Origin of the sequence: Kocuria marina, from assembly GCA_014652975.1 — a bacterium.
Classification (GTDB): Bacteria; Actinomycetota; Actinomycetes; order Actinomycetales; family Micrococcaceae; genus Kocuria; species Kocuria marina.
Map to the genome: position 1 here is coordinate 372,483 of BMZV01000001.1, position 16,048 is coordinate 388,530.

At 70.5% G+C, this 16,048-nt stretch carries 11 protein-coding genes; 7 read left to right on the plus strand and 4 right to left on the minus strand.

The genetic code is table 11. The features are described 5' to 3' along the window. The first annotated feature begins 102 nt into the window (after positions 1-102). Entirely contained in the window at positions 103-1,032 is a 930-nt protein-coding gene (gluQRS, locus tag IE157_RS01805; protein WP_318281255.1) for a tRNA glutamyl-Q(34) synthetase GluQRS, read from the plus strand. A gap of 112 nt (positions 1,033-1,144) precedes the next feature. After that, complete coding sequence (gene putP, locus IE157_RS01810) at positions 1,145-2,683, plus strand: sodium/proline symporter PutP (RefSeq protein ID WP_193518955.1); 1,539 nt, start codon at positions 1,145-1,147, stop codon at positions 2,681-2,683. Between the two features lie 104 nt (positions 2,684-2,787). On the opposite strand, the gene IE157_RS01815 is transcribed toward putP, so the two are convergent. The 4 genes from IE157_RS01815 to IE157_RS01830 form a co-directional block, all read right to left on the minus strand. Further along, positions 2,788-3,756: an L-lactate dehydrogenase gene (locus IE157_RS01815; RefSeq protein ID WP_193518956.1), complete on the minus strand. Its 969-nt coding sequence runs from the start codon at positions 3,754-3,756 to the stop codon at positions 2,788-2,790. Between the two features lie 331 nt (positions 3,757-4,087). Beyond that, on the minus strand, positions 4,088-5,023 hold the full coding sequence (locus IE157_RS01820; RefSeq protein ID WP_193518957.1) for an HpcH/HpaI aldolase/citrate lyase family protein: 936 nt from the start codon (positions 5,021-5,023) through the stop codon (positions 4,088-4,090). 488 nt (positions 5,024-5,511) lie between these two features. Beyond that, positions 5,512-8,226 carry an ATP-dependent helicase HrpB gene (hrpB, locus tag IE157_RS01825; protein ID WP_193518958.1) on the minus strand — a complete coding sequence of 905 codons (2,715 nt, stop codon included), beginning with the start codon at positions 8,224-8,226 and terminating at the stop codon, positions 5,512-5,514. 36 nt (positions 8,227-8,262) lie between these two features. Beyond that, positions 8,263-9,276, minus strand: coding sequence for a sugar phosphate isomerase/epimerase family protein (locus IE157_RS01830; RefSeq protein ID WP_193518959.1), 1,014 nt, complete (start codon positions 9,274-9,276; stop codon positions 8,263-8,265). Positions 9,277-9,489: 213 nt separating this feature from the next. On the opposite strand from IE157_RS01830, the gene iolC reads away from it, so the two are divergent. The 5 genes from iolC to IE157_RS01855 all read left to right on the plus strand — a co-directional run bounded on the left by iolC (position 9,490) and on the right by IE157_RS01855 (position 16,018). Continuing rightward, a complete protein-coding gene (gene iolC / locus IE157_RS01835) occupies positions 9,490-10,464 on the plus strand; it encodes a 5-dehydro-2-deoxygluconokinase (protein ID WP_239319160.1) in 975 nt (324 codons plus the stop codon). Continuing rightward, entirely contained in the window at positions 10,461-11,393 is a 933-nt protein-coding gene (locus tag IE157_RS01840) for a Cgl0159 family (beta/alpha)8-fold protein (protein WP_193518960.1), read from the plus strand. The genes iolC and IE157_RS01840 overlap by 4 nt, the downstream gene beginning before the upstream one ends. Before the next feature lie 17 nt (positions 11,394-11,410). Then, on the plus strand, positions 11,411-13,339 hold the full coding sequence (gene iolD, locus IE157_RS01845) for a 3D-(3,5/4)-trihydroxycyclohexane-1,2-dione acylhydrolase (decyclizing) (protein WP_193518961.1): 1,929 nt from the start codon (positions 11,411-11,413) through the stop codon (positions 13,337-13,339). Between the two features lie 9 nt (positions 13,340-13,348). Beyond that, the gene (locus IE157_RS01850) at positions 13,349-14,854 is read left to right on the plus strand and encodes a CoA-acylating methylmalonate-semialdehyde dehydrogenase (RefSeq protein ID WP_193518962.1); all 1,506 of its coding nucleotides are present in this window, start codon (positions 13,349-13,351) and stop codon (positions 14,852-14,854) included. Between the two features lie 249 nt (positions 14,855-15,103). Continuing rightward, positions 15,104-16,018, plus strand: a complete 915-nt coding sequence (locus IE157_RS01855; RefSeq protein ID WP_167318123.1) for a sugar phosphate isomerase/epimerase family protein — start codon at positions 15,104-15,106, stop codon at positions 16,016-16,018. Positions 16,019-16,048 lie beyond the last annotated feature (30 nt).

Genomic DNA, 16,048 nt, shown 5'->3' on the forward strand with positions numbered 1-16,048 from the left:
CCTCTACGTATCGCCGCAAGCCACCGGGGCATGGGGCACGACGCCGCTCCGGCCGCCCCGCGCGACGGGAACCCGCGGCGGGGCGGTGCTACTGTGTGCCGCGTGTTTTCGACCAACCCCGACACCCCCGTGACCCCGGCGGGCCGCTTCGCGCCGTCGCCGTCGGGGGACCTGCACCTGGGAAACCTGCGCACGGCCCTGGCCGCGTGGGGATTCGCGCGGGCCACGGGGCGCCGCTTCCTGTTGCGCGTGGAGGACCTGGACCGGGTCAAGAAGGGGGCCGCACAGCGCAACGCGGCGGATCTGCGGGCGATCGGCCTCGACTGGGACGGCCCCGTGGACCACCAGTCCGAACGCATTCCCCGATTCCTGGACCGCGTACAGGACCTCACCGAGGCGGGCCTCACGTACGAGTGCTTCTGCACGCGCAAGGAGATCCACGCGGCGGCCTCCGCTCCCCACGGCATCCCGGGCGCGTACCCCGGCACGTGCCGGAACCTGAGTGCGGCCGAGCGCGCGCGACGTCGTACCCAGCGACCCCCCGCCATCCGGCTGAGGGCGCAGACGCGGGAGTTCACGGTGCACGACCACTTCGTGGGCGAGTACACGGGAGCCGTGGACGACATGGTGCTCGTGCGCAACGACGGGACGCCGGCGTACAACCTGGCCGTGGTCGTGGACGACGCCGAACAGGGTGTGGACCAGGTGGTGCGCGGGGACGACCTGTTGCCGTCCGCTCCGCGACAGGCGTATCTCGCGGGGCTGCTGGGGCACCGGGTTCCCGAGTACGCCCACGTGCCGCTGGTGCTCGGTCCCGCCGGGGCGCGGCTCGCCAAGCGGGACGGCGCCGTCACGCTCGGGGAGCTCGAGGACATCGGGTACACGGCGCAGGACGTGCTCGCGTGGCTCGCCGGCACTCTGGGGATCGTCCACCCCGTGCGCACCGCCGCGGACGTGCTGGACCGATGGGACCCGAGCTCGTGGCGGCGCGAACCCGCGACCTTCACACCGTGGCCGGTGACGCGTCCGTAGGGCCTCCGGAGCGGTAGGGTTGTGAACTGTCTCACACGGCTCACATGGGATCTGCGTCACCTCCCCTATACAGTGGGCGCAGTCCAACGACCCCGTACCGGAAGGCACGAGCATGTCCGATCAGGCGTACCAACTCCTGGCAATCCTGGCGTATTTCATCGCCATGATCTGCATTGGCCTGTGGGCCAACAGCAAGACCAAGAACCTCGACGACTACATGCTGGGCGGGCGCAACCTCAAGCCCGGCGTGGCTGCGCTGTCGGCCGGCGCGTCGGACATGTCCGGGTGGCTGCTCATGGGTCTGCCCGGTGCGGTGTACCTCTCCGGGCTGGTGGAGGCGTGGCTGGCCATCGGCCTGACCGCCGGTGCGTGGGTGAACTGGAAGATCGTGGCTCCCCGGTTGCGGGCCTACACCGAGGTATCCCACAACTCGATCACCATCCCGTCCTTCCTGGACAACCGGCTCAAGGGCAACACCCGGATCCTGCGCGTGATCTCCGGTGTGATCATCCTGGTGTTCTTCACGTTCTATGTCTCCTCCGGCATGGTGGCCGGCGGTGTGTTCTTCCAGTCCTCGTTCGGCACCAGCTACCTCACGGGCATGCTCCTGGTGGCCGGGGTGACCGTGCTCTACACATTCTTCGGAGGCTTCCTGGGTGCGTCCTACACGGACCTGTTCCAGGGTCTGCTGATGCTGGGCGCGCTGCTGCTCGTACCGATCGTGGGCATCTTCCTGGTGGGCGGGCCCGGTGAGATGGCCACCCGGATCGAGAACGTGAACCCCGACGCGCTGTCCCTGTTCGCGGGCGGCACTGCGGTGGGCATCATTTCCTCGCTCGCGTGGGGCCTGGGCTACTTCGGCCAGCCCCACATCATCGTGCGCTTCATGGCGCTGCGCACCCCCGCGGACGCCAAGTCCGGGCGCCGGATCGGCATCGGCTGGATGATCCTCACGGTGCTGGGTGCCATCGGCACTGCCCTGGTGGGCATGGCCTACTACGGCAACCGCCCGGGCCAGGAGCCCACGGACCCGGAGGCCATCTTCCTGGACATGTCCCAGGTGCTCTTCCACCCGCTGATCGCGGGCCTCGTGCTCGCCGCCGTCCTGGCGGCCGTGATGTCCACGATCTCCTCGCAGCTGATCGTCTCCTCCTCCGCGCTGGTGGAGGACCTCTACAACCTGGCCGCCAAGCGCACCCCGTCCCCCAGAGCGCAGGTGTGGCTGGGCCGCGGTGGCGTGCTGCTCGTGGCCCTCGCGGCGGCCGCTCTCGCGTGGGAGCAGAACTCCACCATCCTGGACCTCGTGGGCTTCGCGTGGGCCGGCTTCGGTGCCGCCTTCGGCCCCGTGGTGCTCATGAGCCTGTTCTGGCGCAAGCTCACCAACGCGGGCGCCATCAGCGCCATGGTCGTGGGTGCCGCGACCGTGTTCCTGTGGCAGTACACCCCGTGGAGTGACCTCTACGAGATCATCCCGGGCTTCATCCTGGGTGGTCTGGTGGGCATCATCGTCTCGCTGGCCACCCACCGGGAGAACCCCGAGATCGACCGCGAGTTCGACGAGACCCTCCGCCTGGTCCACCACCCCGAGCAAGCCGATCCCACCGCCGCGGCCAAGGCGGCCGCCGGTGGCACCACCCCCGGGACTGTCTGAGTTCCACGGCCTGCGCCGCGGCGCAGACGGACGACGCCCTCGCACCGCACGGTGCGAGGGCGTCGTTCATTCCTGCGAAACCCGTTCCGCCGGGGCGCGCGGGCTCAGAAGCCGAGGTCGTGCAGCGAGGACCGCATGGCCCCCGCTGACGCGCGCAGCTGCTGCTTCTCGGGCTCGCCCATGGGAATGCGCAGCTGCTGGCCCACACCGGCGCCCCCCACCACGGACGGCACGGACAGGGCCACGCCGCTCACGCCGTAGTAGTCCTCCAGCACGGTGGACACGGACAGCACCGACTGCTGGTCCTTGAGCACGGCCTCCGCGATACGCACCCCGGCCAGGCCGATCGCGTAGTTGGTGGCGCCCTTGCCCTCGATTACGCGGTAGGCGGCGTTGACCACCTGGTCCTTGAGCTCGTCCAGGCGCTCGGTGGTGAAGGGCCGGCGCCCGTCCACCTCCCACTCGCTGAGCGGTACCTGACCGATGCTCGCGGAGGACCACACGGGGAACTCGCTGTCCCCGTGCTCACCGATGATGTAGGCGTGCACGCTGCTGGTGTTCACCTGCGCCTCGCTGCCGATCAACCAGCGCAGCCGGGAGGTGTCCAGCACGGTGCCGGAGCTCATGATCCGCTGGTGGGGAAGCCCGGTGATCTGCTGGGCCACCACGGTGAGCACGTCGCACGGGTTGGTCACCAGCACGAAGACCGCCTGCGGCGCCTGCTCCACCAGTTGCGGCATGAGCGACTTGAGGATCGCGGTGTTCGCACCGGCCAAATCCAGGCGGGTCTGCCCGGGGCGCTGCTTGGCGCCGGCGGTCACGAAGACGATGTCCGCGTCCTTGAGCACGGCGACGTCGTCCGAGCCCTCCACCCGGACGCCCGGGGCGAACATCTGGCCGTGGGAGAGGTCCAGTGCCTCGGCCTCCACCTTGGCGGTCTGCAGGTCGTAGAGGGCGATGTCCGTGGACGTGCCCCGGATCATCGCGGCGTAGGCCAGGGATGTCCCCACGGATCCCGCCCCCACGATCCCGATCTTGGTGCGGCGCACGGTAGTTTCGTTTGACGGGCTCACGGCTCATTCTCCATTCGACGCGCTCGGTCCGACCGCGCCCGCGGGGGACCCGCGAACCCGGATCAGCTGACGGGGACGGCGACGCCGTTCGGTGGCGTCCCGCGCGGTGGGCACCGCGCGGTCCCCACCCCATTTTCGGCCGCGACGGCGATGCCTGGCAATGAGCAGCCCACGTCGGGGCGGTGGTGTCCCGCGCCGTCGTGGGCTGCGCTCTTCGAGTGTGCTTCAACGCGGGCCCCCGGCCGACTTTCCAGACACTCCCAAGCCACGGCCACGTTTGAAGGCCACATTTGAAGGCGCTCCCGGGTCCGGGCCACACGCCCTGCCCAGGTCAGCAGTGGTAGGTGTCGGTGGGGGCCTCGAAGTGCATGTCGTAGCCCTCCGGCAAGCGCATCCCGAATGCCGATGCCAGCCCCAACACCTTGCGGGCCCGGGCCAGTCGGGGCAGGTCGGAACCGTTGCGGATCTGACCGCCCTCGGCCTCGAACTCCCCCAGGAACTCGGTGGCCCAGGACAGCTCGCTCAGGGACGGGGACAGGCCCTCGTTGACCGTGGCGGTCTGCTCGGGCATGAGGCACAGCTTGCCGGTCATGCCGAACTCGTCCGTGACGCCGGTGGCCTCGGCGAGCTTGGCACCCAGCGCGCCCACGGCCGGTCCGTCGATGGGCCCGGGCAGGTTGGCAGCACGCGAGGCAATGGTGAACTGCGAGCGCGTGTACGCCAGCGCCATGGGGTTCTCGCCGAAGCCCGTGTCACGGCGGTAATCGCCGATCCCGAACGCCAAGCGATACGTGGACCGGGCCGTGGCGATGTCCTGCAGGTTCTGCACCCCGCGGGCGGTCTCCACCAGGGCCACGATGCGGGTGCCGCGCAGTATCTCTGCGGTGCGGGTCACGTGCTCGGGGGACTCGGTCATGGCCAGCATCACGCCGTCCAGGCCGGGGACGTCCCTCAGCGCCAGGAGGTCGTCCTCCCACCAGGCGGTGCCGAAGCCGTTGACGCGCACCCACGCGCGGTTGACCTGACCCTCCTGGTTGCGGGAGCCGAGCCACGCGATCACGTTCTCGCGGGCCTGGGCCTTGTCCGCGGGTGCCACGGAGTCCTCGACGTCCAGTACCACGGCGTCCGCGGCACTCTGCGCGGCCTGGTCGAAACGGGACGTGTGGGAGCCGTTGACAAGCAGCCACGAACGGGCCAGCTCCGGGCCCACGGCGGGGATCTCGGTGGGATCGATGGTCATGGTGGTTTCCGCAGTGGTGGTGGTCATGAGAGTCACTTCGCGATCTGTGTCTGAGAACGGACACGCCCCCTCTGACCTCGGTGTCCGGGCACGTGCGGGCGGTGAGCCGCGGCTGCGCGGGTGCTCTCCGGCCCTCCCGTGCGGCGTGACGGGTGAGGTGGGGTAGCGCGGGCAAGCCGATCACACGGACCGGCCTGGACGATGAGGGGCCGGTGCGGGTCGTCTGCCAGTCGTGCTGCCCGGTGCTTCCGCGCCGTGAGGTGAACGGTCGGACCCAGGGCGCACGTGGTGATGCACTCCGGGGTGGGGCGAAACTTCACCGTAACGCAGCTCACAGCGGATCTCAAACGGGGTGTCCACGGCCGTCCCGTCCGCACCGCACCACCTCCGTGGTCAGGCTTCAGCAGCCTCCACCCACCTGCACCGCCCCGGCCCGGCGCAACCGTCCAAACCCCCACCGCCCGGGCCGCGCTCGCACACCGGGCCCGCGCTGTCCGCCCGCGCACGGGCCCCGCTCAGCCGTCCCGCCGCAGCGCGCGGGAGGTCTTGGCTGTGGCCACCGCGTTCCACGGGTCCTCGGGCCAGGGGTGTTTGGGGTAGCGGCCACGCATCTCGGCCCGGACCTGGGCGTAAGGCCCCGACCAGAAGGACGCGAGGTCATCGGTGATCGCGAGCGTGCTCCGCCCCGGGGAGAGCAGGTGGAACTGCACGGGCACACGCCCGGCCACGACGCGCGGCGTCTGCGCCCACCCGAAGCACTCCTGCAGTTTCACCGCGACCACCGGCGGACGGGCGGGTTCGTCCTCCGAGAAGACCGCCGGGTAGTCGATCCGGGCGGTGTTCCCGCTGGGAACCATGAGCCGCTGGGGGACCAGCTCGTCCAAGCGCGCCGCCTCCGGCCAGGGCAGCAGCCTGCGCAGCGCATCGACCACGCGGATCGACCGCAGCGACCCGCCACGCGCCACGTCCCGCAGTTCGGGGGCGAGCCATTCGGTCACGCGCTCGACCAGGGCGGCGTCGTCGACCGCGGGCCACGGCTCCCCCAGGTGACGACGCAGCAGCGCGAGCCGGGCGCGCAGGCCGCGGGCGGCGTCGTCCCACGGCAGCAGGTCCAGGCCCTCGGCGGCGAGCGCGGCGCGGATGGCGGGCACGGCGGCGTCCGGATCCGCGCGGACGGGCGTGGCGGAGAGCTCGATCGCGCCCACCGCACGCACCTCGCGGGTGCTCACGCGACCGTTCGAGAAGCTCGCGCGCGTCTCAGTGCGGGCAAGCGGACCGGCGGCGAGCTGCGCGTGCGCCAGGTCCAGGGGTGCCGCCGCACGTATCACCGCGCCGGTGCCCGCGGCAACCCTGCCCGCGGCGCGCGTCAGTTCGGCGACGGCCAGCCACTCGTGGTGACGCAGCGGGCTCCCGGCCTCCAGCCCCGCGCGTGTTCCGGAGGCGAGCAGCCACTGGTCCCCGTGGGCGTCCATCCGTCGGGCAATCCACTCGGGCCGCGCCAGGGCCACGACGACACCCTCCCGGACGTCGGCGGGCACGTCCGATTCCGGCCCGCGGGGCGGCGCGTCCGTGTTCTCCTCGGCTCCCTCCGCCGCACCGTCGCCCGCCAGCGCGGGGTGCGCCGCCATCCGTTCCAACCGCTGCGCCTCGCGGCGCCACCGAGCGGACTCGTCACCACGGGAGGAGCGCAGCCCGCGCACCAGCGCGGGGACGTCCGCGGCGGGCACGCGGACGCCGTCGGAGACGGCGGCGATGACCTCCGCCGCCGTTCTAGCACCCACGAGGTCCGCTCCGTCCAACAGGGCGCGACCCCAGCGGGGTTCCACCGGCAGGGAGACCAGCAGGCGTCCGAGGCCGGTGGCGCGGCCGTCCTCGGCTACCGCGCCGAGGCGCGTCAGCTCGGCTTCGGCGTCCGCGCGGGCACGGGGCGGCAGCGGGTCCGGCAGGGCCATCCCCTCACCTCCCGGTGAGCCCCACACGGCGAGCGCGAGGCACGCGGCGGTGAGGTCCGCCGTGCGCACCTCGGGAACGGAGTGGGCGGGCATGGCGCCCCAGGCGGCGTCGTCGTAGCAGCGCACCACCGTGCCCGGGCCCTGGCGAGCGGCGCGGCCGGCGCGCTGCTCGGCCGACGCCTTGGATGCCGAGACCGTGACGAGCCCGGAGATCCCGCGCCCGGCGTCCCGGCGGGGCTGGCGGGCCAGACCAGAGTCCATCACGAGGCGCACGCCGTTGACGGTGAGCGAGGACTCTGCGAGGGACGTGGTGACCACGATGCGCGGGCGCTCCCCCGGCGCGCGGCCCGCGACGGCGCGGTCCTGCTCGCGCGGGCTGAGCTGACCGTGCAGTTCCAGGACCTCGGCGTCGGTGAGGCCCCGCAGCTGGGCCGCCACACGGGAGACCTCCCGGGCGCCGGGGAGAAACACGAGGGCGTCCACGGTCGGGTCGGTGGCCACAGCGCGGGCATGAGCCGCCGCGGCGGTGCGGGCCACATGAGCCAGGAACGCGGGGGTGACACCCCGTTCGTCGAGGCGCTGCGGGCCCGGCGCCCACTCCACTGTGAGCGGATGCAGCGCGGACGGGCAGTCCACCACCGGAGCGGGCGCGTCCCCTCCCAGCAGGGCTGCAAACCGTTTCGCCTCCGCCGTGGCGGACATGGCCACGAGCACGAGGTCCTCCCGCAGCTGCCGCAGCTCCGCGAGCATCCCCACGAGCAGGTCCGACTCCACGCCCCGCTCGTGCACCTCGTCCAGCACCACGGCCGCGGTCCCGGCCAGTTCCGGGTTCTGCAGCAGTCGGCGCAGCAGGATGCCGGGGGTCACGAACTCCACCCGAGTGGCCTTCGACGTCCTGCGCTCGCCCCGCACGCTCCAGCCGACGACGCCGCCCGGCTCCGTCACCGTGAGCGCGGCCAGCCGGCGCGCGGCGGCCCGAGCGGCCACCCGGCGGGGCTGGACGACGACGACGCGGCCGGTGACGGGATCGAGCGCGGGGCCGGCCGTGTCCATAGAAGTGCGCGATCGACCGGCGGCCCCCGTGTCCGGGGGCGGTTCCGTGAAGACGCTCCCCGCGAGAACGAGGTTCACCAAGACGGGCGGCACCACAGTGGTCTTGCCCGTGCCCGGCGGGGCCTGGACCACGGCCACGCCGCCGCGCAAGGCTTCGCGCAACCGCGGGGCGGCCCGCGCAAAGGGCAGGTCCCTGCCGATTCGGTCCAGGTTGAAGAAGGGCATGGTCCCAGTATCACGGAGGGCCCCGACGCGTTCAGCTCAGCGCAGCCCGGCCAGCTCCGCAGCCTCGTGCAGGGTGTTGGTGGCCAGGCGCAGCCCATCCTGCACGGACATGGACGTGTCCTCGTGCTCGATGTTTACGCACAAGGTCTCGCCCGTGGAGCACTCCACCTCGGAAAGTGCGCGGAGGAACTCGGCCCAGTAGCTGGCGCCGTGCCCCACGCCGACGGTGACGAAGTCCCACGAGGAGTCCTGCGGCCACTCGTTGACGTACTCGTCCCCGCCCATGTTCGTGCGCTTCTCCTCCGGGGAGAGACGGCGAAAGCGCTCGTCCAGCATGCCCGCGATCTCGCAGTTCTCCCGGTTAATGCGGATATCCTTGGCGGCGGCGTGGAATGTGAGTCCCCCGAGCCAGCGTACGCACGCCACCGGGTCCATGAGCTGCCAGAACAGGTGGGAGGCGTCCAGCTCCACGCCGATGTTCGTGGCACCGATGCGGTCCACTAGGCGCTTGATCGTGGGCGGGTTGAACACGAGGTTCTGCGGGTGCAGCTCAAGGGCCACCTTCACGCCGTTCTCGCGAGCCAGGGCGTCCACCGGCTCCCAGAACTCCGCGAGCCGGTCCCACTGCCACTCCAGCGAGTCCAGGGCGTGGGAGCCCCATGTGTTCACGTTCCACGCCGGGTACTTCCCACCGGGGTCCGAGGCGGGCAGCCCGGACATGGTCACCACGCGGGTCTGCCCGAGGGCGGCCGCTGCACGGATGGACCGCTTGATGTCCTCGGCGTCCTCCGGGCCGATCGCGGGATCCGGGTTCAGCGGGTTGCCGTTGCAGTTCAACCCCAGGATCTCCAGCCCGCGGTCCTCGAAGCGCCGACGGTAGGCGTCCGCGGCGGCGTCGCTGCGCAGGATCTCGTCCACGGGAAGATGAACGGGCGGCAGGAAGCCCCCGGAATTGACTTCCATGCCGTCCAGGCCGAGAGCGGCCACCTGGTCCAGGGCGTCGTCGAGGGAAAGGTGGTGCAGGATCGCGTTGTAGACACCGAACTTCACGGCTGTGCTCCTCTCGGCCCAAAAATGGCGCCGTGGCGCCGTCCGGGGCTCGTACGGGTGCCGGCGCGACCGGGACGGTCGTGGCCAGTACGGTCCAGGCTAGAACACTTTTCGCACTTTGTCTGTACAAAAGTTTGACAGGACATATGTCCTCGGGTCAGACTGGTCACACACCGCGGATCACCCCGCACCATTCGACGGAAGGACCGGCCCGTGAGCCATGACCTGCTGACCATGGGGCGCATCAGCGTGGACATCTACCCCAACGACATCGGGGTGCCACTGTCGGAGGTGACCTCGTTCGGGAAGTACCTGGGCGGCTCACCGTCCAACGTGGCGGTGGCCGCCGCGAAGTACGGCCGCCGCACCGCCGTGCTCACCCGCACCGGTGACGACCCGTTCGGGAAGTACCTGCACACCGAGCTGCGACGCTACGGCGTGGACGACTCGATGGTCTCCCCCGTGGCCGGGTTGCAGACGCCGGCCACGTTCTGCGCGATCATGCCGCCGGAGGACTTCCCCCTCTACTTCTACGGCCGCTTCCCCACTGCACCGGACTGGAAGATCACCCCCGAGGAGATCGACACCGCCGCCGTGCGGGACGCCGCCGTCTTCTGGTCCACAGTCACGGGCCTCGCCCAGTCCCCCGCCCGCGAGGCCCAGCTGCACGCCCACGCCGCCCGGCCCCGGGATGAGCTCGACAAGGGCCAGTACACCGTCCTGGACCTGGACTACCGCCCCATGTTCTGGGACTCCGCGACCGAGGCCACCGAGCAGGTCCGCAAGAACCTGGCGTACGCGAGCATCGCCATCGGCAACCGCGAGGAGTGCGCCGTCGCCGTGGGTGACGGCTCCCCCGAGGAGCAGGCGGACCGGCTGCTGGAAGCCGGCGTAAGCACCGCCGTCGTGAAGATGGGGGCACAAGGCGTGATGGCCCGGACCGCCACCGAGACCGTGGTCTCCGCACCCATGCCCGTGGAAACCGTGAACGGCCTGGGCGCCGGAGACTCCTTCGGCGGGGCGTTCGTGCACGGACTGCTCTCCGGGTGGCCGCTGCAGAATGTGCTGGACTTCGCGAACGCGGCCGGCGCCATCGTGGCCTCGCGGATCGCATGCTCCGAGGACATGCCGCTCGAGCAGGACGTCATGGCGCTACTCGACGAGCGCGGTCGGGGGTTCCAGGCATGAGCACCCCGCCCACCACCTCCGCGCCCGTGACCCCGCCGGAGCTCGGCTCCACGGATCCCGCACGCTACGCAGACCTCACTCGGATCCGCCTCGAGGACCCCGACGCGGTGCAGCGCGCTGCGGATGCCCGCGTGCGCCACGCCCGCCCTGTCTATGGCACGCAGAACTTCATCGTCGCCGCGGACCACCCGGCACGCGGCGCGCTGTCGGTGCGCGGTGTGCCCGGTGCCATGGCCGACCGCCGGGACCTGCTGGACCGGTTGCGCACCGCCCTGGCGAACCCGGACGTCGACGGCGTGCTGGCCTCCCCGGACATCCTTGACGACCTCCTGCTGCTGGGCGCCCTCGAGGGCAAGCTGGTCTTCGGCTCCATGAACCGCGGCGGGCTCGCAGGGCTGGTCAACGAGATCGACGACCGCTTCACGGGCCACACCGCCCGTCACCTCAAGCGCCTGGGCGCGGACGGGGGGAAGATGCTCACCCGCATCCACTACGGGGACACCGCCACCGCGCAGGCCCTGGAGAGCACCGCCCACGCCGTGGACGCGCTCGCCGAGCAGGGGCTCTACGCGATGGTCGAGCCGTTCATCTCGGAGACCGTCGATGGAAAGATCCGCAACGACCTCTCCCCCGACGCCGTCATCACCTCCGCGGCCATCGCGTCCAGCCTCGGTGCCACGAGCGCGCACACGTGGATGAAGCTGCCCGTGGTCCCGGAGATGGAGCGCGTCCTCGCCTCGACCACCCTGCCCACCGTGCTGCTGGGCGGTGACCCCAGCGGCGCCCCGGAGGAAATCTTCCAGACCTGGTCCGAGGCCCTCGCACTGCCTGGCGTCCAGGGCCTCACCGTGGGCCGCACCCTGCTCTACCCGGAGGACGGCGACGTCGCCGGCGCCGTGGCCACCGCGGCCTCCCTGCTACGCAAGTGAAGGAAACGAGTCGACACATGACACAGAAGCTCTCGGTCGCCCAGGCCGTGGTGAAGTTCCTGGGCAACCAGTACACGGTGGACGAGATCGCGGGCGAGCGGTTCTGCGAGCGCACGATCCCGGGCACGTTCGGCATCTTCGGGCACGGCAATGTGGCCGGTGTGGGGCAGGCGCTGCGCCAATTCCAGGAGCTCGAGCCGGAGCTAATGCCCTACTACCAGGGCCGTAACGAGCAGGCCCAGGTGCACCAGGCCGTGGGCTACGCGCGGCACACGCGGCGTCGTCAGACCTTCGCGGTGACGACGTCGGTCGGGCCGGGTTCCACGAACATGGTCACCGGCGCGGCGCTCGCGACCACCAACCGGCTGCCCGCGCTGCTGCTGCCCTCGGACGTGTTCGCGACCCGCGCCACGGACCCCGTGCTGCAGCAGCTGGAGCGCCCGGACGCGTACGACGTCACGGTCAACGACTCATTCCGCCCGGTCAGCCGCTACTTCGACCGTGTGTGGCGCCCCGAGCAGGTGTTCTCCGCGCTGCTCAACGGCATGCGCGTGCTGACGGACCCCGTGGAGACGGGTGCCGTGGTGATCTCGCTTCCGCAGGACGTGCAGGCTGAGGCCGTGGAGGTCCCGGACGAGTTCCTGGCGCCGCGCGAGTGGCGCATCCGCCGCCCGGAGCCCGAGGACGTGGACGTGCGCGCCGCCGTCGAGCGCATCCGTGCCGCCCGCCAGCCCGTGGTCATCGCGGGCGGCGGTGTGGCCTACGCGTTCGCGCAGGACGAGCTGCGTCGCTTCGCCGAGGCCACGGGCATCCCGGTGGCATACACGCAGGCCGGTGTGGGCGTCATGGACTGGGACCACCCGCTGTGCCTGGGAGCCGTGGGCTCCACCGGGTCCACCGCGGCGAACGCGATCGTGCGGGACGCGGACCTCGTGATCGGCATCGGCACGCGCTACGAGGACTTCACGACTGCCTCGCGCACCGCGTTCCAGAACCCGGATGTCTCCTTCGTGAACATCAACGTGGCGAGCTTCGACGCATTCAAGCACGGCTCAACCGTGCCGATGGTGGCGGACGCCCGCAAGGCGCTCGCCGCACTGAACTCCGCCACGGAGGGCATCCGCGTGAGCAAGGCGCTGAGCGCCGAGGTCGCCCGCGAGAAGCAGCGCTGGGACGGGATCGCGGACGAGGCCTTCGCCGAGCGCTTCCGGCCCGTGATGTCCCAGAACGAGGTCATCGGCCGGGTCAACAAGGCCATGGACGAGCGCGACGTCGTGATCTGCGCGGCCGGCTCGCTTCCCGGTGACCTGCACAAGCTGTGGCGCGTCAAGGACCCGTACGGTTACCACGTGGAGTACGCGTACTCCTGCATGGGATACGAGATCCCCGGCGGGCTGGGCGTCAAGCGCGCCGTGCTCGACCACGGCGAGGACCGCGACGTCGTCGTGACCGTAGGCGACGGTTCGTACCTGATGATGCACACGGAACTGGTCACCGCGGTGGCCGAGGGCCTCAAGCTCATCGTGGTGCTGCTGCAGAACCACGGCTACGCCTCGATCGGCGCGCTGTCCGAGTCCCTGGGCTCGCAGCGCTTCGGCACCAAGTACCGCTACCTGGACGAGGCGGAGCACAGCTTCGACCACGGGGACACCCTGCCCATCGACCTCGCGACCAACGCCGAGTCCCTGGGCGTGCGCGTTATCCGCGTGAACCCCGGGGAGAACGTGGGGACGGACCTCTCCGAGGCCGTGGCCCGAGCCAAGACCCTGCCCGAGGGCTCCGGTCCCGTGCTGATCCACGTGGACACCCTCCTGGAGGCGGACGCGCCGTCCTCCGAGTCCTGGTGGGACGTCCCCGTCACGGGAGTCTCCGAACTCGCCTCCACCCAGGAGGCCTACCAGACGTACCAAGCCCAGAAGTCCACGCAGCGTCCGCTGCTCGGTTAGGAGAAGCACATGACCACTGAGATCCTGCACTTCATCGACGGCCGCGAGGTCCCCAGCGCCGGCGACGCCCGCCAGGACGTCTACAACCCCGCCACCGGGAAGGTAACCGGCAGCCTGCACATCGGCGAGCAGGACGAGTTGAAGGCCGCCATCGCGTCCGCGCGGAAGGCTGCCGAGTCCTGGAACGACGTTTCGATCGCCAAGCGCACGGCCGTGCTCTTCGCGTTCCGCGAGCTGATCCACGCGCACACGGATGAGCTCGCGGAGATCGTCACCTCCGAGCACGGCAAGGTCTTCTCGGACGCCAAGGGAGAGGTGGGCCGCGGCCTGGAGGTCGTGGAGTTCGCGTGCGGCATCTCCGAGCACCTCAAGGGCGAGTTCTCCGAGCAGGCCTCCACGGGCATCGACGTCTACTCGTTCCGCCAGCCGCTCGGCGTGGTCGCGGGGATCACGCCGTTCAACTTTCCGGTGATGGTCCCCCTGTGGATGGCTCCCGTCGCGATCGCCGCAGGCAACACCTTCATCCTCAAGCCCTCCGAGCGTGACCCCTCCGCCGCCCTTTTTATGGCGCGACTGTGGAAGGAGGCCGGACTGCCGGACGGCGTGTTCAACGTGCTGCACGGTGGCAAGGAGATGGTGGACGGCCTGCTGACCCACGAGGACGTGGACGCGATCTCGTTCGTGGGCTCCACCCCGATCGCCAAGTACGTCTACGAGACCGGTACGCAGAACGGCAAGCGCGTGCAGGCCCTGGGCGGCGCCAAGAACCACGCGGTCATCATGCCGGACGCTGACATGGACAGCGCCGCCGAGCACCTCAACGCGGCCGCGTTCGGCTCCGCGGGCGAGCGCTGCATGGCCATCTCCGTGGCCGTGGCGGTCGGCAACGCCGCTGACCAGGTGATTGCCAAGGTCAAGGCCCTGGGCGAGGGCGTCACTGTGGGCAACGGCATGGAGAAGGGCTCGGACATGGGCCCCGTCATCACCCCGCAGGCCAAGGAGCGCATCACGCGCATCATCACCGAGGCGGAGCAGGACGGCGCGGCTCTCGTCCTGGACGGGCGCGATCTCGTGGTCCCCGGCCACGAAGAGGGCTTCTTCGTGGGGCCCACGATCATCGACAAGGTCCGCCACGAGATGTCCGCGTACGAGGAGGAGATCTTCGGCCCGGTGCTCGTGGTGCTGCGGGTGGACTCCCTCGAGGAGGCCATCAAGGTCATCAACGCGAACCCGTACGGCAACGGCACCGCGATCTTCACGCAGAACGGTGCGGCCGCCCGCACGTTCCAGCGCAAGGTCACGGTGGGGATGATCGGCGTGAACGTGCCGATCCCCGTGCCGGTCGCGTGGCACTCCTTCGGCGGCTGGAAGAACTCGCTGTTCGGGGACCTGCACGTCTACGGTCCGGACGGAATCCGCTTCTACACGCGCGGCAAGGTGGTCACGCAGCGCTTCCCCGAGCCCGAGAGCATCTCCGGGGCGTCCTTCAGCATGCCCACGAGCGGGGACCACTGACCGGTCCGCTCCCCTGAAGCACGGTGCCCCGGTGCCCTCCGCCACGGCGGGGGCACCGGGGCACCTTTTCATCCGCCGTGAGACTCACCTCGGCCTCCCCTGGCCGGGGCCGTGAGTCACACGGGAGAGAACTTCCCCCGGGTGTCGCACATCACACCAATGATTGATATTATGTCCTAACATACGGATGAATAGCGGTCCCGGGCACCGAGGGCCCACGATCGACGACAACGAAAGCGTGGTTCCAGCATGAGCGAGAACGAGCTGATCATTGGCACCGCCCCAGACTCCTGGGGTGTGTGGTTCCCGGAGGACGAGAAGCAAACGCCGTGGCAGCGCTTCCTCGATGAGGTCGCGGAGGCCGGCTACTCGTGGATCGAGCTGGGCCCCTACGGCTACCTGCCCACCGATCCCGAGACCCTCGCGCGGGAGCTGAAGGCCCGGGACCTGAAGATCAGTGCGGGCACCGTCTTCACGGCGTTCCACCGCGGCGCGGGCACGTGGGACGAGGCCTGGGAGCCCGCCCGCCGCGTCGCCGAGTTGACGGCCGCGATGGACGCGAAGCACGTCGTCGTGATCCCCGCCCTGTGGCGGGACGACAAGACCGGTGAGGCCGTGGAGGACCGCACCCTCAACGAGCGGCAGTGGGAGGACCTCACTGCGGGCCACGACCGCCTGGGCCGCACGCTGCAGGAGGAGTTCGGACTGTTCCAGCAGTTCCACTCCCATGCCGACTCCCACGTGGAGTCCATGCCCCAGATCGAGAAGTTCCTAGCGATGACGGACCCCTCCCTGGTCACGCTGTGCCTCGATACCGGCCACGCCGAGTACGGCGGGGCCTCCTCCGTGGAGCTGATCCGCAACCACCCCGAGCGCATCGGCTACCTGCACCTGAAGCAGGTCCACCCTGACGTCCTCGCCCGGGTCCGGGCCGAGGACATGACCTTCAAGGACGCCACAGCCGCGGGCGTGATGTGCGAGCCGCCGCAGGGATTGCCGGACCTGCGCGAGGTGATCGAGCATGCCGAGCACCTCGGGCGGCCGCTGTTCGGGATCGTGGAGCAGGACATGTACCCCGTGGCCAACTTCGACGACCCCCTACCTATTGCATCCCGCACGTGTAACTACCTGCTCTCGTGCGGCTCGCGCACCACGGTGGCCTGAGCCCCGCGCACCCCTCCCGCGGCACGACGT

What these genes read in the sequence shown, in the direction of transcription:
- putP (WP_193518955.1), top strand. Translation starts at nt 1,145, where the DNA reads ATGTCCGATCAGGCGTACCAACTCCTGGCAATCCTGGCGTATTTCATC.
- IE157_RS01840 (WP_193518960.1), top strand. Translation starts at nt 10,461, where the DNA reads ATGAGCACCCCGCCCACCACCTCCGCGCCCGTGACCCCGCCGGAGCTC.
- hrpB (WP_193518958.1), bottom strand. Translation starts at nt 8,226, where the DNA reads ATGCCCTTCTTCAACCTGGACCGAATCGGCAGGGACCTGCCCTTTGCG.
- IE157_RS01855 (WP_167318123.1), top strand. Translation starts at nt 15,104, where the DNA reads ATGAGCGAGAACGAGCTGATCATTGGCACCGCCCCAGACTCCTGGGGT.
- IE157_RS01820 (WP_193518957.1), bottom strand. Translation starts at nt 5,023, where the DNA reads ATGACCACCACCACTGCGGAAACCACCATGACCATCGATCCCACCGAG.
- IE157_RS01850 (WP_193518962.1), top strand. Translation starts at nt 13,349, where the DNA reads ATGACCACTGAGATCCTGCACTTCATCGACGGCCGCGAGGTCCCCAGC.
- iolD (WP_193518961.1), top strand. Translation starts at nt 11,411, where the DNA reads ATGACACAGAAGCTCTCGGTCGCCCAGGCCGTGGTGAAGTTCCTGGGC.